The 17142-nt window shown below is 70.4% G+C and carries 18 protein-coding genes and 1 pseudogene; 10 read left to right on the forward strand and 9 right to left on the reverse strand.

Annotated elements, in window-relative coordinates:
* Window positions 1-13 precede the first annotated feature (13 nt).
* Window positions 14-811: an aldo/keto reductase gene (locus tag SD626R_RS05235; protein WP_092564461.1), complete on the reverse strand. Its 798-nt coding sequence runs from the start codon at window positions 809-811 to the stop codon at window positions 14-16.
* A 166-nt stretch (window positions 812-977) separates the two neighbouring features.
* Here SD626R_RS05235 and SD626R_RS05240 point away from each other — a divergent pair, with 166 nt between their 5' ends.
* Entirely contained in the window at window positions 978-1835 is an 858-nt protein-coding gene (locus tag SD626R_RS05240; protein ID WP_092564464.1) for a helix-turn-helix domain-containing protein, read from the forward strand.
* Between the two features lie 258 nt (window positions 1836-2093).
* Window positions 2094-2348, forward strand: a complete 255-nt coding sequence (locus tag SD626R_RS05245; protein WP_241996624.1) for a hypothetical protein — start codon at window positions 2094-2096, stop codon at window positions 2346-2348.
* 479 nt (window positions 2349-2827) lie between these two features.
* Here the strand turns inward: SD626R_RS05245 and SD626R_RS05250 are convergent, their stop codons facing one another.
* On the reverse strand, window positions 2828-3565 hold the full coding sequence (locus SD626R_RS05250; protein WP_092564467.1) for a helix-turn-helix domain-containing protein: 738 nt from the start codon (window positions 3563-3565) through the stop codon (window positions 2828-2830).
* Window positions 3566-3654: 89 nt separating this feature from the next.
* Here SD626R_RS05250 and SD626R_RS05255 point away from each other — a divergent pair, with 89 nt between their 5' ends.
* Window positions 3655-5175, forward strand: a complete 1521-nt coding sequence (locus tag SD626R_RS05255; RefSeq protein ID WP_092564470.1) for an aldehyde dehydrogenase family protein — start codon at window positions 3655-3657, stop codon at window positions 5173-5175.
* Window positions 5176-5221: 46 nt separating this feature from the next.
* On the opposite strand, the gene SD626R_RS05260 is transcribed toward SD626R_RS05255, so the two are convergent.
* The 5 genes and pseudogenes from SD626R_RS05260 to SD626R_RS05280 form a co-directional block, all read right to left on the reverse strand.
* Window positions 5222-6166, reverse strand: coding sequence for a transcriptional regulator TbsP domain-containing protein (locus SD626R_RS05260; RefSeq protein ID WP_092564473.1), 945 nt, complete (start codon window positions 6164-6166; stop codon window positions 5222-5224).
* Between the two features lie 110 nt (window positions 6167-6276).
* Entirely contained in the window at window positions 6277-6588 is a 312-nt protein-coding gene (locus SD626R_RS05265) for a CGCGG family putative rSAM-modified RiPP protein (protein WP_092564476.1), read from the reverse strand.
* Window positions 6589-6606: 18 nt separating this feature from the next.
* Entirely contained in the window at window positions 6607-7275 is a 669-nt protein-coding gene (locus tag SD626R_RS05270) for a helix-turn-helix domain-containing protein (RefSeq protein ID WP_092564479.1), read from the reverse strand.
* Between the two features lie 93 nt (window positions 7276-7368).
* Window positions 7369-7902 (reverse strand): annotated as a pseudogene (locus SD626R_RS05275) (halocyanin domain-containing protein).
* Between the two features lie 125 nt (window positions 7903-8027).
* On the reverse strand, window positions 8028-8249 hold the full coding sequence (locus tag SD626R_RS05280; RefSeq protein ID WP_092564482.1) for a DUF2249 domain-containing protein: 222 nt from the start codon (window positions 8247-8249) through the stop codon (window positions 8028-8030).
* A 72-nt stretch (window positions 8250-8321) separates the two neighbouring features.
* Between SD626R_RS05280 and SD626R_RS05285 the strand changes: the two genes are divergently transcribed.
* On the forward strand, window positions 8322-9089 hold the full coding sequence (locus SD626R_RS05285) for a hypothetical protein (protein WP_092564485.1): 768 nt from the start codon (window positions 8322-8324) through the stop codon (window positions 9087-9089).
* 31 nt (window positions 9090-9120) lie between these two features.
* On the opposite strand, the gene SD626R_RS05290 is transcribed toward SD626R_RS05285, so the two are convergent.
* Window positions 9121-9987, reverse strand: coding sequence for a proline dehydrogenase family protein (locus SD626R_RS05290; protein ID WP_092564488.1), 867 nt, complete (start codon window positions 9985-9987; stop codon window positions 9121-9123).
* Between the two features lie 182 nt (window positions 9988-10169).
* Between SD626R_RS05290 and SD626R_RS05295 the strand changes: the two genes are divergently transcribed.
* The 6 genes from SD626R_RS05295 to SD626R_RS05320 all read left to right on the forward strand — a co-directional run bounded on the left by SD626R_RS05295 (window position 10170) and on the right by SD626R_RS05320 (window position 16213).
* Window positions 10170-11495, forward strand: coding sequence for an ABC transporter substrate-binding protein (locus SD626R_RS05295; RefSeq protein WP_092564491.1), 1326 nt, complete (start codon window positions 10170-10172; stop codon window positions 11493-11495).
* A 9-nt stretch (window positions 11496-11504) separates the two neighbouring features.
* Window positions 11505-12464 (forward strand): branched-chain amino acid ABC transporter permease, encoded by a 960-nt coding sequence (locus SD626R_RS05300; RefSeq protein WP_092564494.1) that lies wholly within the window; start codon window positions 11505-11507, stop codon window positions 12462-12464.
* The gene (locus SD626R_RS05305) at window positions 12461-13642 is read left to right on the forward strand and encodes a branched-chain amino acid ABC transporter permease (protein ID WP_092564497.1); all 1182 of its coding nucleotides are present in this window, start codon (window positions 12461-12463) and stop codon (window positions 13640-13642) included. Before SD626R_RS05300 ends, SD626R_RS05305 begins: the two co-directional genes overlap by 4 nt.
* Window positions 13635-14423 carry an ABC transporter ATP-binding protein gene (locus SD626R_RS05310; protein WP_092564500.1) on the forward strand — a complete coding sequence of 263 codons (789 nt, stop codon included), beginning with the start codon at window positions 13635-13637 and terminating at the stop codon, window positions 14421-14423. The genes SD626R_RS05305 and SD626R_RS05310 overlap by 8 nt, the downstream gene beginning before the upstream one ends.
* Window positions 14420-15172 (forward strand): ABC transporter ATP-binding protein, encoded by a 753-nt coding sequence (locus SD626R_RS05315; protein ID WP_092564503.1) that lies wholly within the window; start codon window positions 14420-14422, stop codon window positions 15170-15172. The genes SD626R_RS05310 and SD626R_RS05315 overlap by 4 nt, the downstream gene beginning before the upstream one ends.
* A gap of 105 nt (window positions 15173-15277) precedes the next feature.
* Window positions 15278-16213, forward strand: a complete 936-nt coding sequence (locus SD626R_RS05320) for a DMT family transporter (protein WP_092564506.1) — start codon at window positions 15278-15280, stop codon at window positions 16211-16213.
* Window positions 16214-16234: 21 nt separating this feature from the next.
* Here SD626R_RS05320 and SD626R_RS05325 read toward each other — a convergent pair whose 3' ends face one another.
* Window positions 16235-17032, reverse strand: a complete 798-nt coding sequence (locus SD626R_RS05325; RefSeq protein ID WP_092564509.1) for an RIO1 family regulatory kinase/ATPase domain-containing protein — start codon at window positions 17030-17032, stop codon at window positions 16235-16237.
* Window positions 17033-17142: the final 110 nt, after the last annotated feature.

Genomic DNA, 17142 nt, shown 5'->3' on the forward strand with positions numbered 1-17142 from the left:
GGCCGAGCGCCCTTCAGCGGTTCCACGCGGCGTCGTCGGGGTCGATGCGTCGGTCGCCCGGCTCCAGCGCGTCGATCTCGTCGAGGACTGACGGGTCAACGTCGGCGTCGAGCGCGCCGAGGTTCTCGGCGACGTGGTCGCCCGTCGCTTTCGGAATCGGGGTAACGTCGCGGGCGATCGCCCACGCGAGCGCGAGCACGGCCGGCGAGCGGTCGGCGCGCTCGGCGACGCCTTTGAACTCCTCGTCGTCGAAGAGGTCGCCGCGGGCCAGCGGCGAGTAGCCGACGAGGCGGTGGTCGAACTCGGCGGCGAGCGCGCGCAACTCGGCCTGTCGAAACCGCGGGTGACACTCCACCTGATGGGCGGCGATCGGCGCGTCGAGGACTTCGCGGGCCTCGCGGAGCAGCTCGGGGGTGAAGTTCGAGACGCCGACGTGGTCGGTGAGGCCCGCGTCGCGCAGCTCGTCGAAGACCGGCAGGGTCGCCTCGGCGTCGTACGCGCGGGTCGGCCAGTGGACGTACAGCAGGTCGACGCGGTCGAGTCCGAGCCGGTCGAGGCTCTCGCGGGCCGTCTTCCGGGCGTCCTCGGGAGCGAGGTTCTCCGGGTGGACCTTCGTGGCGACGACGACGTCCTCTCTGTCGACGTCGGCGGCGGCGATCCCCTCGCCGACCGCGGCCTCGTTGTCGTACATCTGCGCGGTGTCGACGTGGCGGTAGCCGGCCTCTAAGGCGGCGGTCACGGTGGCGGTACACTCGGCGGGGTCGTCGAGCCCGGACGTGCCGAGCCCGAGCGGCAGTTCCAGCGGCGGCATACGGTCCGGTTCCGACCCGGGCGTCAAAAGGGCGCGCTCACCGGAACGGATCGCGGGATCTCGGCGAACGACCGCGGAGGCCGGGGTCGCGGAGACGCGCGACGGCTTTTCACCGCGTTGGAAACCGCTCCGCGTTATATGAATCCTGGAGGGCCTACGTCTGTCCGTGACCGACGGGATCCACGCCGAACTCTCCGTCTCTGCCTGCGACCGCTGTCCCGTGGCCGCGCTCTCGTCGAGCACCCCGGTGGAGGACCTGCGCGTCGACTCGGCGGACGACCGAGTCGAGTTCGTCGCCGACGACCCGCCGACCGGACTCGATCTCGTCGAGTTCGGCGGCCGGGCGCACGGCCGCTACGAGATCGCCTGTGAGCGCCCGGCGGCGGAGGGTGGCCGCGCAGCCGACGACGCGGGCACGGATGGTGGCCGCGCAGCTGACGACGCGGGCACGGATGGTGGCCGCGCAGCTGACGACGCGGCCACCGACGGCGGTACCGTGGTGGGCCCGAGACGCGCCGGCGGGCCGGGGGGCGACGAGACCGGAACCGACGGACGCGGCCCCTCGCCGCCGGGAGAGGGCGACGCCGCCTGTACGGGGTGTTCCTGCGGCGGGCTCCCGGCGGCGTTCGAGAACTTCCCCGTCTCGCCGCGCCGGACGGAGATGGAGGACGGCGAGCTCCTGCTCTCCTTCGTCCTGACCGGTCACGAGGAGCTGCGGGCGATCGTCGACGAGTGCGAGGCCGCCGGACTCGGCGTGGAGCTCCGCCGGCTCTGCGTCGACCGCGGAGGCGAGGAGGGAGAGCTCGGCAGCGACGTGGTCCCCGTCGACCTCGCCGGCGTGACCGACAGGCAGGCCGAGATCGCGACGATCGCCGCCGAGGAGGGGTACTTCGAGGCCGGCGGCGCCTCCGCGGCCGACGTCGCGGCCGAGTTCGACCTCGCGAAGTCCACGGTGTCGGAACACCTGCGGATCGTGACCGCGGCGCTCTTCTCGCAGACGTTCGGGAACGGGGACCGTGGTTAAACCTCCGAACGGTTCGCCGGTAGCTATTCGCGGGGTTCGACCGTACTGATCACCGGCGGGGTCGAACGCGTCCGTTCGGCTCCGACCGCCCATGACCCAGTGGACACGGCTCGGACCGCGGGAACGCGAGCTCCTCGCCGTCCTGCGGCGCGCCGACGATCCCCCCGCGGCCGACATCACTCGGTGACGCGTGGCAGCGTGAGACATAACGACAGGTGTCGGGTGCGGCTTAACTCCGTTCGGCTCCGAAGGACCTGTATGACCACGAAATACGAAGATCGACTGCTCGGACTCGCGGTGGTCGCTCTCCTCGCCGCGGTGGGCGGTGAGCTGCTCGGAGCGACGCTGCTCGTCACGGTCGGGGTAACCGGCTTCTTCCTCGCCGTCGGAGGACTGCTCGCGCTCATGACCGTCACGCTGGCAGTCGGCCTCAGTCGAGTGTCCGGCCCGGACATGTCCGACCCGGAGCTCGCCGATCGGGTCGGCTTATCGATGTCGTCGGGGAAGCGATGAGCCCGTCGAACGAGAGCTGAAACGGCCGTCCGCCGGTGAATCCCTCCTGAGCGGTAGCGGGAGTGGGTGTTGCAGTTCGCCGTCAGCGATTAGCTATTTAAATTGTCGCGAGCGACTGCGACGATTCCGTATGAATGTACGCGCTGTGCGGTGGCGCGTGCCTGCGAGGCCGCTTCGCGGCCGAGCAGCACCGCGCGAGGGAGTCGCTGGCGCGTTCCGCGCCAGCGACGAGGCTGGGGAGGTGTGAGGTGCTGTGCGGTGCCGTGCAGGTGGGGCTTTGGAAGTGTTCACCGTAGCATCGTTAGTCACGGATGAATGGCCGACAGCGACACCACCCGCTCATTTATAAACAATCACTCAACCGTACCGATACACCTACTCCCGCTATCGATCGTCGCCCTATCCGTGCTAACCGCACGAATTTCGAAACGTCTCGGCTGCCGAGAGCCTCGACGAGGCGAACGACCAGCGGTCCCGAGCTACGGGTCCAGCAGCTTCGACTCCGCCTTCCGGAGGTGTTCGAGCAGCGTCGTTTTCGAGACGCCCATGTCGTCGGCGAGCTCGCGGGTCGACGCCTGACGCGGCCACTCGTAGTACCCCGCGTCGCGGGCGTGCTCGTACACGTCCCGCTGCGTCGGCGTCAGCGTGTCGAGCCGCTGCTCGCGGGGGGTCTGCCCCGCGTACCCCGACGACGACATCGACTCCACGGTCACCTCGGCGCCCGAGTCCGCCTGCACCGCGTCGAGCGCCTCTCGTATCTCGGTGCGCTCGCCGACGAAGCACACCTGCCACTCCTCGCGCCCGCCCTCGATCCGGACCGGGGCGCTGTGGACGAAGCCGTGTTCGAGCAGCGTGGGACACACCATGTCGGCCGGGTCGTACTCCAAGAAGAACTCGCGGACGACGTTGCCCGGGGCGTCGCGCGCGCGCCCGAAGCGCTCCTGCAGTTCGAGCAGGTTCCCCGCGCGGTCGGAGTCGCGGATCGCGTCGAGCAGCGCCTCGACCGCGTCGTTGGTGTCGGCGAAGGCCGTGAACAGGCCGTTCACCGAGTTCGGCGCGTCGGCGTCGGTCCGCGGCGAGTTGTAGATGGCGTGCGCGAGCACGCCGCCGTCGGTCCGACTCGTCGCCTCGATCGCCCAGCAGTTCGGGTGCCACAGGTCGAGCGTGAGCCGAGTTCCGGACCACCCGTCCGCCCCGGCCGCGTCGGTCGTTGCCATCGTTACCGCGTCCTTGGCAGCGAATAGAAAAGAGTCTACCGACCATGGTCGGGTGGGATATTTGGACGGATCGCCGGCAACTACCGTGCATGTCGGATCCGTATCAACACTACGTCGACGGCGAGTGGGTCTCCGGCGCGGGCTCGGAGACCTTCGAGAGCGAAAACCCGGCGACCGGGGAGTCACTCGGCGAGTTCCGTCGGGGGACCCCCGCGGACGTCGAGCGCGCGGTCGACGCCGCCGACGAGGCGTTCGACGAGTGGCGCGAGCTCTCCCGGATCCAGCGCGCGGAGTACCTCTGGGACGTGTACCACGAGCTCCGCGACCGCACCGACGAGCTGGGCGAGGTCGTCACCAAGGAGTGCGGGAAGGAGATCAGCGAGGGGAAGGCCGACGTGGTCGAGGCCGCGCACATGGTCGAGTGGGCCGCGGGCGACGCGCGCCACCCGTCGGGCGACATCGTCCCCTCGGAGATTCCGTCCAAGGACGCGTACATGCGCCGGAAGCCCCGCGGCGTCACCGGCTGTATCACCCCGTGGAACTTCCCGGTCGCCATCCCCTACTGGCACATGGCCATCGCGCTGGTCGAGGGCAACACCGTCGTCTTCAAGCCGGCCGAGCAGACCCCGTGGTGCGCGCAGATCATCGCGGAGATGTTCGACGACGCCGGGATCCCCGACGGCGTGTTCAACATGGTCCAGGGGTTCGGCGACGCCGGTAACGCGATCGTCGAGCACGACGACGTCGAGACGGTCGTCTTCACCGGCTCGGCCGAGGTCGGCCACCACATCCAGGACAAGCTCGGCGGCGTCGCCGGCAAGCGCGCCGCCTGCGAGATGGGCGGCAAGAACGCTATCGTGGTCACGGAAGAAGCGGACCTCGACGTCGCGGTCCACTCCGCGGTGATGTCATCGTTCAAGACGACCGGCCAGCGCTGCGTCTCCTCCGAGCGCCTGATCGTCCACACCGACGTGTACGACGAGTTCAAGGAGCGCTTCGTGGAGATCGCCGAGGACGTCGCCGTCGGCGACCCGCTCGACGAGGAGACGTTCATGGGGCCGCTCATCGAGGCGGAGCACCACGAGAAGGTCGCCGAGTACAACGCGCTCGCCCGCGAGGAGGGCGTGAACGTCCTCGTCGACCGCACCGACCTCGACGCCGACGAGATCCCGGACGGGCACGAGGGGGGCCACTGGATCGGCCCGTTCGTCTACGAGGCCGACCCCGAGGCCGACCTCCGTTGTACCCACGAGGAGGTGTTCGGCCCGCACGTCGCGCTCCTCGAGTACGACGGCGACATCGAGCGCGCCGTCGAGATCCAGAACGATACCGAGTACGGGCTCGCCGGCGCGGTCATCTCGGAGGACTACCGGCAGATCAACTACTACCGCGACCGCGCGGAGCTCGGATTGGCGTACGGGAACCTCCCCTGTATCGGCGCCGAGGTCCAGCTCCCCTTCGGCGGCGTGAAGAAGTCCGGGAACGGCTACCCGTCGGCCCGAGAGGCCATCGAGGCCGTCACCGACCGCACCGCCTGGACCCTGAACAACTCGAAGGAGATCGAGATGGCGCAGGGGCTCTCGGCCGACATCAAGACGAAGGACGACTGAGGGCGGTCGGCGTCGGATTACTCCGACCGTCCCGGCACTCGACCGTCTATCGCCCGATCGCGTTCGCGACCGCCGCGACCGCTTCGCTCGTCCCGTCCGCCTCGGCGAGCGCGCCGCGAGCGACGAGCCGCTCCCGCGGCCGGCCGACCGGCTGCGGGACGGATTCCGTGCCGAGCAGCCCCGCCTCTCGGAGCTCCCGCTTCACCCGCGTGAACGTCGCCGAGCTCCCGAGTCCGGCGTCCTCGCAGGCGCGGCGCAGGTTACGGTCGAGCGCGCCGCGGCGAACGCCGGCGACGTACGCGCGGCGCCGTGCGCCGGCCAGGTCGAGGGGGTCGCCTCCGGACGCGTCGCCGGCGGAGTCCCCGACGACCTCGGCGTCGAGGGCCCGGATCGCGTCGCCCGCGACGGCGACGCCGCAGCGCTCCCGGAGCGAGCCGTACACGCGACGGCGACTCGGCGCTCGCGGGCGACGCCGTTCGGCCGACTCGACGAGCGGGGCGTAGCGCTCCCGGAGCGCCGGGTCGTCGCCGACGCGACACCACGCCTCCCTCGGGCCGGCGCCGTCGTCGTCCCCGTCCCCGTTCCCACCCGGGACGAGCGCGTGTCCCGTCTCCCGACCGGCGAGTACCGGGTTCGGCTGCGGCTCCGACAGCGTTCGGAGGTCCAGGGCACCCGTCTCCGCGAGCGCCGAGAGCCGGCTCGCCGGGCGGAAGGGGTCGACGACGGCGTCTATCGCGCGGTCGGTCGCGAGGACGGTGAGCGTCGGGAGGTCCGAGGCGAGCGAGTCCGACGCCGACACCGGGGACTCTTCGGTCAACCTCGGCCCGCGCAGCGTCGAGGGGTCCGGATCGACGACCGCCGGCGCCGCCTCGCGGTACGCCTCGATCACCGCGGTCAACAGCGACGGCGACGGGTCCGCGAGCACCGGGTCGACGAGGTCCCCGATCGGTCCCGGACCGTCCGCGAACGGCAGGGTCGGTTCGGGAGGCACACGCGCACCTACGCGGCGGCCGGATTAAGAATGGCGGCGGACGCGGGGCGCCCGCCGGTGCCGGTCGGTTCGTGGCGGCGAACGGGCCGCCGCTCGCTCGATTCTGCCCCTCAAGGCACGTCCACGCGGGTGACGTGACCGCCGCACCCGCACCGTTCGACGTACTCCGGGTCGAGGCCGTCGCGTTCCTCGCGGAGCGCGTCGTAAAGGAACTCCTCCGGATGGCCGAGGTCCCCGTGGGTGACGAGGTTGACGTGGTTCCCGGCGGTCGTGTGGTCGACCGCCGCCAGCGCGTCGCGGACCGCCAGCTCGGGGTCGTCGGCGTACTTCGGCTCCTCTAAGTTCGCCGACCAGGAGTTGTCGTGAACCCGGTCGGTGATCGGTTCGGCCGTCTCGTCGTGGTCGTCGGTGGTAGATGTCATGGGGATCGTCGGTAGTGATCAGGGGTCGGCGGCCGAGATCTCGGCGTCGACGGGTCGGCTGGGGAGGTCGTCGACGAACTCCCGGACCACCGTTCGCTCGACGCGCTGGAGCGTCTCGCTGCACGTCGACTTCGCGATCCCGACGTGTTCCGCGACCTCCGTCAGGGTGGCCTCCCGCGGCACGTCGTAGTAGCCGAGGTCGACGGCCGCGAGCAGGAGCTCGCGCTGTCGGTCCGTCAACAGCCGGGCTGGGTCGACGCGCTGGCGCACGCGCTCGACCTCGAACGAGAGGCCGAGCTCGCTCAGCCGGCGGCCCATCTCGGCGACGCGCTCGTGCTCGCCGGTGACCTCGACCTCCGCCGCGCCGTCCTCGATGTCCAATGGCATCTCGATCGGGAGGCCGGAGCGCTTCGCGGCCAGCAGCAGCAGGGGCGCGTCCGTCTCCAGCCTGACCGTGGCGACGCCCTCCTCTCGCGCCATCACCGACACCGAGGTCAACGCGTCGTGAGCTTCCATCGCCGACAGCACCGCGTCGACGTCGCGGGCGGTGACCCTGACGAGGGCGAAGCCGGCGTCCTCGCCGGGGACCGCGGTGAGCGCGCGGAACCCCGCGTCAGGGAACTCGCGTGAAACGTCGGCTATCCACGGGCCGTCGGGCAGGTCGACGAGGAGTCGTGCTTGTGGCATCGGTGGGGGTGAGGGTCGGGGTGGTCGAGGTCGGGGTGGTCGAGGTCGGTCGTTTCCTCCTCGCGACGCGGATCGATCGCGGTCGGCGAGCGCTTACTCCACGTGGACGGCCCCCTTCATTCCGACCGCCTGGTGAGGCGTGCAGGCGTAGGTGTACACGCCGGACTCCTCGAAGGTGTGCTGGAAGGTGTGGCCCTCCTCGCCGACGGTCTCACTCTCGAAGTTGCCGTCGGCGCCGGCGACGTTGTGCTGGCCGCCCTCGCCGGTTCACTCCCAGGTGACGGTCGTTCCCGTCGACACAGCGACCGCGGCCGCCCCGAACGAGAGGCCGTCGCCGGCGCCGACGTCGACGGTCACCGAGTCGGCGCCCGCCATGTCGACCGTCCGCTCGTAGTTGGTCGCGTCGTCGAGGAAGCCGCCGTAGTCCGGCTCCTCCGAGAGGTACTGTCGGTCGCCGCTGCCGCTGCCGCCGCCTCCGCCGCCTCCGCCGCCGCCGGCATCGCCGCCATCGCCGCTCTCGGCGTCGCTTCCGTCGCCGCCGCCGCCACAGCCGGCGAGCGCGGTCGTCGCGCCGAGCGCCGCGGTCGTTCGGACGAACGTCCGCCGGCCGAGTGTGCGTCGGGTCATGCGTCTCGGCGTACGAGGGTTAGGGGAATACCTTCGGCGAGGATTCCCGGACGCCGGGGGTACGAGGCGAACTGTTCGGCTCGGGATGTAAAAGGGACGGCGACGGCGGTCGCGGCCGCCGCCGCTTAGACGCGCTCGATCGTGACGTGCCACTCGTCGTCGTCGACCCGCTCGGTCTCGTGTTCGAAGCCGCGGTCCGCCAGCACGTCGTACAGCGGAACCGGTTCGAAGTCGTTCACGAGCCGCAGGCGGTCGTCCGGGCCGAGCTCGTCGAGCGCGTCGCTGATGACCGGGAACGGCGGAGCGTCGCGCCCGCGCACGTCGAGGACCGATTCGGTGTCGCTCATACCCGGACGTGCGCCGCGGTCCTCGGCGGCGTCCTCGCGACCGTCTTCGGCGCCCTCTACCAGCTCGGTCCGATGTTCACGCAGACCGACGCGCTCCCGGTCGAGAAGCGGCTCGCGCGGGCCGAGACCGCGGCGTACCCGGTCGGCGTGATCTCACTCGCCGGCGGGCGGCTGTTCCGAGTCTCGCCCCTCGCGGCCGCCGGCGGGCTGCTCGCCGCGGGCGGCGCGGCGGTCGCCGGGGGAGTCCTCCTCCGCCGGCTCCGCGACGCCACCGCGCCGGCGACGCCGATGCTCTCGCGGTACGCGGTCGTCGCCGCCGCGACGCTCGCGTGGAGCGCGACGGCGGCCGCGACGTGGGCCGTCGACCCCCTCGGCCCCGGGGTTCGGTTCGGACACCCCGCGGTCGGGCCCGTCCTGCTCGGCGCGCTCGTCGGCTTCGTCGTCGTCGGGAGCCTCTACCACGTCGTCCCGTTCATCGTCTGGCTCGACCGGTACGCCGACCGGGTCGGGCTGGAGCGCGTGCCCGCGATCGACGACCTCTACGGCGCCCCGGGTCGCGACGGCCGACTTCGCCGCGACCGTCCTCGGCGCCGGTCTCCTGCTCGCGGCCGCGGTCTCGCCCGCGGTCGCCTCGCTCGGACCGGCCCTCGGGCCCTCCGCCGGCGTCGTTCGCCCCCTCGGCGGCGCGCTCGTCGTCGCCGGCGCGCTGCTGTTCGCCGGCAACGCGGTCGCGACCGTTATCCGGCACGGCGGCCTCGCGGCGTTCGATGGGGAAGGACCGGCGTCGGCGGCCGGCGCGGAGTCGTCGGACGCCCCCGATCCCTGAACATCGGTCGCTGACGCCTGAACGCCGATCCCCGGCCGGACCCGATCAGTTCCCGACGACCGCCCGCAGCGCGAACAGCGCGTTCGACTTGCGCTCCCGGATCCGCCGGTAGAAGTACGAGAACCACTTGGAGCCGTACGGGATGTACTGGTACACCGCCACGTCGTCCTCGGCCGCGAGCTCGAACTGCGCCGACTCCCGGACGCCGGTCAGCATCTGCACCTCGTAGGGGGTGCCGTGCTCGGCGTGGAGCTGCTTCGCGTGCTCGATCATCGCGGGGTCGTGGCTCCCGACCGCGATCCCGCCGTCGAACGCCTCGAACATGTAGGCGAGGCAGTCGCGGTACGACTCGTCGACGCGGGCCTTCTCCTTGTACGAGAGTTCGGCTGGCTCGTCGTACGCGCCCTTGACGAGCCGGACCTTCCCCGGGAGGTCGGCGAGGCGTTCGAGGTCGTCTCGCGTGCGCTTCAGGTTCGCCTGGACGCAGACGCCGACGTTGCCGTCGGTCGCGACCGCGTGGCGCTCGAACGCGTCGAGCGTCACGTCGGTGGTCTCGTGGTCCTCCATGTCGATCCAGACGAACGTGCCCGTCCCGTCCGGGCCGGTCGCCGCGGGCGAGTTGGCCGCCTCGACGATCCGCGCGAGGTTCTCCTCGAAGACGGCGTCGCCGACGTCGAGCCCGATCTGGCTGGACTTCACTGAGACGCAGGCGTCGACGCCGCGCTCGGCGATCGCCTCGACGAGGTCGACGTACGCGTCCGCGTCCGCGTCGGCGGGCGGACGTTCCTCGTAATGCTCGCCGAGCAGGTTCAGGATGCCGGCCACGCCGCGGTCGTTGAGTCCCTCGACGTGGGCGAGCGCCGCCTCCGGCGTCTCCCCGGCGACGAAGTTGCTCGCGATGGGCGGTATCATACGATCACCGCGGATCCCTATCGGTATATATGGGCACCCGACCAATTATATCGCTGTAGTTTGCGTTAAATAAACGCTCGTCACGACCGCCACGGCGGACGAAAAGAACATGTGCGGTCGACCCGACCATGGACGGGCCGGGATTAAGATACCCGGATGTCCACGGGAATATCAGGTCACATATGTCACGAGATACCACGGATGTGGCGGACCGGCGAACCCTGCTGAAACTGACCGGCGGTGCGGGACTCGTCGCCCTGTCGGGCTGTCTGAGCACGACTGACGACGGCGGCGACGGGAGCGACGGCGAGGACGGCGGTGACGGTGGAAGCGACGGTGACGACGGAAGCGACGGAAGCGACGGCAGCGACGGCGACGACGGGGGATCGGCCGGCCCGTACGAGATCGGAATGGTCGACTCACAGACCGGGTCGCTGTCGGCGTTCGGCGAGCGGAACCAGCGCGGCGTCAACCTCGCTCTCTCTCGGGTAAACGAGATCGGCATCAACGGCCGGGAACTCGACCTGATCGTCGAGGACTCCGAGAGCGAGAACCAGGGCGGGATCGCGGCCGCCCAGAAGCTCGTCAACCAGGACGGCGTCCCGTTCCTCATCGGCGCGGTCGGGTCCGGCGTCTCGCTGGCCATCTACGAGAGCGTCGTCGAGGGGACCGACGTCGTCCAGCTGAGCCAGAACTCCACGGGGCTCAACCTCACCGACTTCCCTGGGCTGCTCCGGATGTCGCCGTCCGGCCGCAGCCAGTCGCTCGCGCTCTCGAACCTCATCAGCGACGACGGCTACGACGAGGTGGCGATCACCTACGTCAACAACGACTACGGCCAGAGCCTCACGGACGCGTTCGTCGAGGCGTACGAGGGGGAGGTCGTCTACAACACGCCCCACGACCAGGAGCAGCAGTCCTACTCCAGCGTCGTCTCGGAGATGAACGGCTCGGGCGCGGACGCGTGGCTGTTCATCACCTACCAGGCCGAGTTCTCGACGATGGTCAACGAGGTGTTCTCGTCGGGCTACGAGGCGCAGTTCTACGGCGCCGACTCCGTCTCCGGCGACAACGTGCTGGAGAACACCCCGGAGGGGAGCATCGACGGGATGAAGATCGTGGTCCCCTCCGCGCCGATCGAGGAGGAGAACTACCAGTCGTTCGCGGACGCCTTCGAGTCGGAGTACGACCGGCAGCCGACGTCGTGGGCGGCGTACGCGTACGACTGCGTGATCAACGCCGCGCTCGCGATTCAGGCCGCCGACGAGTTCACCGGCGCGGCGCTTCAGGAGACCGTCCGACGCGTCTCCGGCCCCGAGGGCGAGGAAGTGACATCGTTCGAGGCCGCCAGCGAGATCCTCGCCGACGGCGGCGGGCCCGACGACGTCGACTATCAGGGGGTCAGCGGCCCCATCGACTTCGACGAGAACGGGGACCCGGTCGGCTTCCTTCAGGTCTTGGAGGTCCAAGACCACGCGTACGAAGGCATCGACTTCATCGAAGGCTGATAGAGACCGATGACCGTCCTCGGATACCTGGCCAACGGGCTGGTCTTCAGCAGCATCATCGTCCTCGGGAGCATCGGACTGTCGCTCGTGTACAGCATCGCCGACTTCGCGAACTTCGCGCACGGCGACACGATGACGATCGGTGCGTACACGTCGCTCGTGACCTTCGGCGCGGTCGGCGGGCTCGGCGGCGCCGTGCTGGGACTGCCGTACGGCTTCTTCGTCGCCCTGGTCGCCGGCATCGCCGCCGCGGCGATCGTCGCGGTCGGCACGGAGAAGCTCATCTACGAGCCGCTCGACGTCGACTCGATCGGGCTGTTGATCACGTCGATCGGGATCGCGTTCATCTACCGCGCGGTGATCCAGATCCGCTTCGGCTCCGACTTCACCCGGTTCGACCTACAGCCGCTTCGACCGATCGAGTCGCTGGTGCCGTACGGGGTCCGGATAACGCTCCACGACCTCGCGATCGTCGCGTCCGCGGTGGTACTCGTCGTCGGGCTCCACGTCCTGCTGCAGTACACCGACCTGGGTCGGAAGATGCGGGCGATGGCGGACAACCCGGACCTCGCGCGGGTCAGCGGTATCCGAACGAAGCGCGTGAAGCTGTGGACGTGGGTCATCGGCGCCGGGCTCGCGGGCGCCGGGGGCGTGTTCCTCGGCCTGTTCAACCAGCTCTCGCCGCGGATGGGCTTTAATCTCCTGCTGGTGATCTTCGCGGCGGTGATCCTCGGCGGGATCGGCTCCGTCTACGGCGCGATGGCGGGCGGCTTCCTCATCGGCATGATAAACCAGTTGACACCGTTCTTCTCGACAGTGGTCGAGGCGCTCCCGATCTGGCCGGGGTGGCTCGCGACCGCCCTGGAGAACCTGATCACCATCGAGTACGCGAACGCGATCGCGTTCCTGATCATGGTCGCGGTGCTGCTCGTCCGGCCGAACGGGATCGCCGGGGAGGGAGCGACGTGAGCCTCCTCGACGATCCGCAGGGGGCGCTCGACGACCTGACCCGCCCGGAGGGATGGGTACTCGGCGTCAGCGTCACGTTTCTGCTGTTCCTCCTCGTCGCGCTGCTCACCGGCGCGCTCGGTCCGACGTACTTCCTGTTCCTCGTCGGACTGGCGGGCATGTACGCGCTGCTGTCGCTCGGACTGAACGCCCAGTGGGGATTCACCGGGCTGATCAACTTCAGCGTCGCCGCGTTCTTCGGAATCGGCGCGTACGGCTCCGCACTGATGACCGCGAGCGGGTCGCCGATCGCAGGCGGGTTCAACCCGCTCGTCGGGCTCGTCGTCGCGCTCGTCGTCGCGTTCGTGCTGGCGCTGCTTATCGGCATCCCGACGCTCCGGCTCCGGGCCGATTACCTCGCGATCGCCTCGCTCGGGCTCGCGGAGGTCGTGCGGCTGGTCGTCCTCAACGAGCGCTGGCTGACGAACGGCAGCGCGGGGCTCCGCGGTATCCCGGGCTTCTTCGCCGGGTGGCCGGTGCTCTCGACGTTCCCGGAGGCGATGCCCGGGCTCCGGGTGGAAGTGATCCCCGGGTCGCCGGTGATCCTGGAGACCGCGTTCTGGCAGGCGTCGCTGAACGTCCTGTTGGTGCTCGCGTTCGCGGGGGCCGCGTACTTCGTCCTCCGGCGCGCGCACCGGTCGCCGTGGGGGCGGGTGCTGCGCACGATCCGCTCCGACGAGGACCTCGCCCGGGCGCTCGGCAAGAACACCTACTCGTTCAAGATGCAGTCGTTCGTCATCGGGAGCCTGATCATGGCGCTTGCCGGCGTCTTCTACACGCACCTGAACCTCTACGTCGGGCCGGGCGACCTCGACCCGATCACGACGTTCTACGCGTGGGTCGCCGTGATCCTGGGCGGCAGCGGCTCCAACCGCGGGGCGCTGTTCGGCGGCATCGTCATCGTCACCATCCGCGAGGGGACGCGCTTCCTCAACGACGTGGCGCTGCCGATCGACCCCGCGCCGCTGCGGCTGCTGTTGATCGGCGTCGTCATCGTCGCCGTCATGCGCTACCGGCCGCAGGGAATCCTCCCACCGCAGCGCGAGCTGATCTGGCCGAGCGCGGTCGACCGCGGCGGAACGCCCGAAACGCCCGACACCGGCGTCCGGGAGCAGAAGGGAGGTGGGGACGATGAGTGAGGGCGCCCTCCCGAAGGACGACGTCGTCCTGCGCGTCGACGACCTCCAGAAGTCGTTCGGGGGGCTCGCGGCGACCGACCACGCCTCGTTCGCGGTCGAGCGCGGCACGATCACCGGCCTCATCGGACCGAACGGCGCCGGGAAGTCGACGCTGTTCAACCTCATCTCCGGCTTCTACGAGCCGGACGGGGGGACCGTGGAGGTGAACGGGACCGACGTGACCGGCATGGAGCCCTATCAGGTCGCTGAGCACGGGCTCATCCGGACGTTCCAGACCCCCCGCAAGCTGGAGGGGATGACGGTCCGCGAGGCGATGCTGATCGGCCCGCGGCAACAGCCCGGCGAGTCGTTCCTCAGGCTGTTCGCGTCGCCCGGGTCGGTCGGCGAGAGCGAGGCGGCGAACCTCGCCGAGGCGGAGCGAATCTTAGCGGAGTTCGAGATCGACCACCTCGCGACGCAGCCCGCGACCGACATCTCCGGCGGTCAGATGAAGCTCGTCGAGCTCGCGCGGGCGATGCTGGCCGAGCCGGAGATCCTGCTTCTCGACGAGCCGGTCGCGGGGGTGAACCCGACGCTCGCGAAGAAGCTCAAAGACCAGATCCGGCGGCTCAACGAGCAGGGGACGACGTTCCTGCTCATCGAGCACGACATGGAGTTCGTGATGGACCTGGCGGACCCGATCGTCGTCTTAGATCAGGGACACGTCCTGACCGAGGGGACGCCGGAGGGAGTCAGAAACGACGACCGCGTCATCGACGCGTACCTCGGAGGCGGCACATGAGCGACGACACCACCGGCCCCGCGGACGGGGTCCACGACGGAACCGGTCCCGTGCTCTCGCTGTCGAACGTCGACGGGGGATACGGCGAGGTGCAGGTGCTCGACGACCTCTCGGTCCGGCTCGACCCGGGCGAGATCGTCTGTCTCGTCGGCCCGAACGGCGCCGGGAAGTCGACGGTGCTCAAGACGGCGTTCGGGATGTTGACCCCGTGGACGGGGACCGTCGAGTACCACGGCCGCGACATCGGCGGGATGCCGCCCGAGGAGATCGTCCGCGAGGGGATCGGCTACGTCCCCCAGACCGACAACGTGTTCGGCTCGCTGACGATCGACGAGAACCTCCGGATGGGCGGCGTCGCCCGGGACGGCGGCCTCGACGGGGTGATCGAGACGCTGTACGACCGCTTCCCGATCATCGACGAGAAGCGCGGCTCGAAGGCGAAGACGCTCTCCGGCGGCCAGCGCCAGGTGCTCGCGTTCGCCCGCGCCCTGGTGATGGAGCCCGACGTGCTCCTCATCGACGAGCCGTCGGCGGGGCTCGCGCCCAACACCGCCGACGACGTGTTCGACGATGTGAGGGAGGTCAACGACATGGAGACGGCGATCCTCATGGTCGAGCAGAACGTGACGAAGGGGCTCGGCATCTCCGACCGCGGCTACGTCCTCGACCAGGGGACCGTCCGGTTCGAGGGGACGCCGGAGGAGCTGCTGAACGACGAAGAGGTCTCGCAGCTGTACCTGGGCGGCTGAGACCCGGCCGCGACCGACGCGGCCGGAGTCGACCCGTATCGCCGTCTTCATCACGCGCCGCCGCCCTCCGGCGAACGGACCGGGACTCGGTCTCCGGCCTACACCATGCCAACCGCTCTCGGACGGTACGCGTTCGCCCTCGCCCCCCTCGCAGCCGCGGCGCTGTGGGGCGGGATGTACGTCGTCAGCAAGTGGGGGTTCGCGCTGATCCCGCCCGTGACGCTCGGCTTCCTCCGGGTGGCGCTGGGCGCCGGAGCGCTCTGGCTCGTCGTCGCCGGCCGGGGCGGCCCCGGGCCGTCGCGCGACGAGTGGGCGACGTTCGCGGCGCTCGGCGGGTGGGTAACGCTGACGGTCGCGACCCAGTTCGTCGGCACCGAGCTGACGAACGCCAGCCAGGGGTCGCTGCTGACGGTGTTGACGCCGGTGTTCACCGTCGCGCTCGGCGCGCTCGTGCTCGGCGAGCGCGTCACGGCGGCGAAGGCGGGCGGGATGACGGTCGCGGGCGTCGGCACCGCGGTCGTCCTCGCCGGGCAGTACGAGCTCGCGTCGATCGCCGCCGGCAACCTCCTCGGCGTGGCGCTTCTGCTGGTCGGGAGCGCGGCGTGGGCCGGCTACACCGTCTGGGGGCTCCGCGCGGTCAGACGCCACGGGGCGCTCCGCGCGGCGACGTACTCCTCGCTGGCGAGCGTCCCGATGCTGGGGGTCCTCGCCGACGGCGAGCTGTGGTACCTCGGGCTCTCGCCGGCCGCGATCCCGCTGACCGCCGAGTCGGTCGGCGCCGTGTCGTACCTCGGGGTCGCGTCGACGGCGGCGGCGTGGTTCCTCTGGTACAAGGGGCTGGAGTACGTCTCCGCCGGGACGGTCGCCGCGTTCTTTTTCGCCCAGCCCGTCGTCGGGGCGGCGCTCGGCGCGGCGCTGCTGGGCGAGGCGCTCGGTCCGGGCTTCCTCGCCGGCGGCGCGCTGATGGCCGTCGGCATCTGGATCGTCAGCCGTGAGCGCGCCGAGTCCCCCGACGAGTCGCCGGACCCGACCGCCGGATAGGCCAAGCGGGAGCGTCCACCCCTACGTCGTCCGCTTCTCCAGTTCCCCCTTCAGCTCCGCGGCCTCGAAGTCGTGGTCGGGGCGGATCGCGACGAAGTCGAGGAACTGCCGGGCCGCGAGCAGCTCGTCGGCCGAGTAGCTGCCGAGCGCGGCGTCGATCGCGTCGGGGGCGCCGATTAGGGGTTCCAGCGCCGCGAGCGCGCTCGCGAGGTCGTACGACCGCGCCGACTCGCGGCCCGCCTCGCTCACGCTCGTCGCGTCGATGACGTACAGCTCGCCGTCCCGCACGAGGACGTTCTCCGCCCGGAGGTCGCCGTGGGCGAGCCCGGCGTCGTGGATCGTTCGGAGGACCTCGAACAGCGCCGGGGCCAGCGCGGCGACCGCCGCCCGGTCGAGCTCGTCGAGCGTCCGGAACTCGGGGAGGTACTCCAAGACGACCACGCCGAGGTCCCCGACCTCCATCGCCTCGATCGGCTCCGGGGCGTTGACGCCGAGCTCGCGGACCTTGCGGGTCGCCTCCAGCTCGTGGCGGGCCATCTCGTATGGGGTCTCGTACCGCTCGAAGAACCCCTCGGTACCGGCGGAGACCGCGCCGAGGTTGCGCCCGGTGGTGAACAGCGTGTGGACGAGCGTGTTCTGTCTCGTGATCACCTTCACGAACAGGTCGTCGTCGACGACCATCGGCGTCGACAGCCAGTTGTCGGCGTCGAGGAAGCGCACCCGCATCTCGTCGCGGTCGTACCGGTCCGCCAGCTCGCGGACGACCCGCTCGATGTCGGGCCAGTCCACGCGACCGCGCACGAGCCGGCGGAACTCCATGCGCGGACCGAGGCGACGCCGACTCATAAATGGTCACGTCGGGGGGAGCGCCGGGGCGCGGGGGAAAGCCGGGACGATCGACGCGAGGGACGGCGTTCGAGGTCGATCAC

Origin of the sequence: Halorubrum sp. SD626R, from assembly GCF_001261915.1 — an archaeon.
GTDB lineage: Archaea > Halobacteriota > Halobacteria > Halobacteriales > Haloferacaceae > Halorubrum.

What these genes read in the sequence shown, in the direction of transcription:
- SD626R_RS05235 (WP_092564461.1), bottom strand. Translation starts at nt 811, where the DNA reads ATGCCGCCGCTGGAACTGCCGCTCGGGCTCGGCACGTCCGGGCTCGAC.
- SD626R_RS05245 (WP_241996624.1), top strand. Translation starts at nt 2,094, where the DNA reads ATGACCACGAAATACGAAGATCGACTGCTCGGACTCGCGGTGGTCGCT.
- SD626R_RS05250 (WP_092564467.1), bottom strand. Translation starts at nt 3,565, where the DNA reads ATGGCAACGACCGACGCGGCCGGGGCGGACGGGTGGTCCGGAACTCGG.
- SD626R_RS05255 (WP_092564470.1), top strand. Translation starts at nt 3,655, where the DNA reads ATGTCGGATCCGTATCAACACTACGTCGACGGCGAGTGGGTCTCCGGC.
- SD626R_RS05265 (WP_092564476.1), bottom strand. Translation starts at nt 6,588, where the DNA reads ATGACATCTACCACCGACGACCACGACGAGACGGCCGAACCGATCACC.
- SD626R_RS05270 (WP_092564479.1), bottom strand. Translation starts at nt 7,275, where the DNA reads ATGCCACAAGCACGACTCCTCGTCGACCTGCCCGACGGCCCGTGGATA.
- SD626R_RS05280 (WP_092564482.1), bottom strand. Translation starts at nt 8,249, where the DNA reads ATGAGCGACACCGAATCGGTCCTCGACGTGCGCGGGCGCGACGCTCCG.
- SD626R_RS05285 (WP_092564485.1), top strand. Translation starts at nt 8,322, where the DNA reads ATGTTCACGCAGACCGACGCGCTCCCGGTCGAGAAGCGGCTCGCGCGG.
- SD626R_RS05290 (WP_092564488.1), bottom strand. Translation starts at nt 9,987, where the DNA reads ATGATACCGCCCATCGCGAGCAACTTCGTCGCCGGGGAGACGCCGGAG.
- SD626R_RS05295 (WP_092564491.1), top strand. Translation starts at nt 10,170, where the DNA reads ATGTCACGAGATACCACGGATGTGGCGGACCGGCGAACCCTGCTGAAA.
- SD626R_RS05300 (WP_092564494.1), top strand. Translation starts at nt 11,505, where the DNA reads ATGACCGTCCTCGGATACCTGGCCAACGGGCTGGTCTTCAGCAGCATC.
- SD626R_RS05310 (WP_092564500.1), top strand. Translation starts at nt 13,635, where the DNA reads ATGAGTGAGGGCGCCCTCCCGAAGGACGACGTCGTCCTGCGCGTCGAC.
- SD626R_RS05315 (WP_092564503.1), top strand. Translation starts at nt 14,420, where the DNA reads ATGAGCGACGACACCACCGGCCCCGCGGACGGGGTCCACGACGGAACC.
- SD626R_RS05320 (WP_092564506.1), top strand. Translation starts at nt 15,278, where the DNA reads ATGCCAACCGCTCTCGGACGGTACGCGTTCGCCCTCGCCCCCCTCGCA.
- SD626R_RS05325 (WP_092564509.1), bottom strand. Translation starts at nt 17,032, where the DNA reads ATGGAGTTCCGCCGGCTCGTGCGCGGTCGCGTGGACTGGCCCGACATC.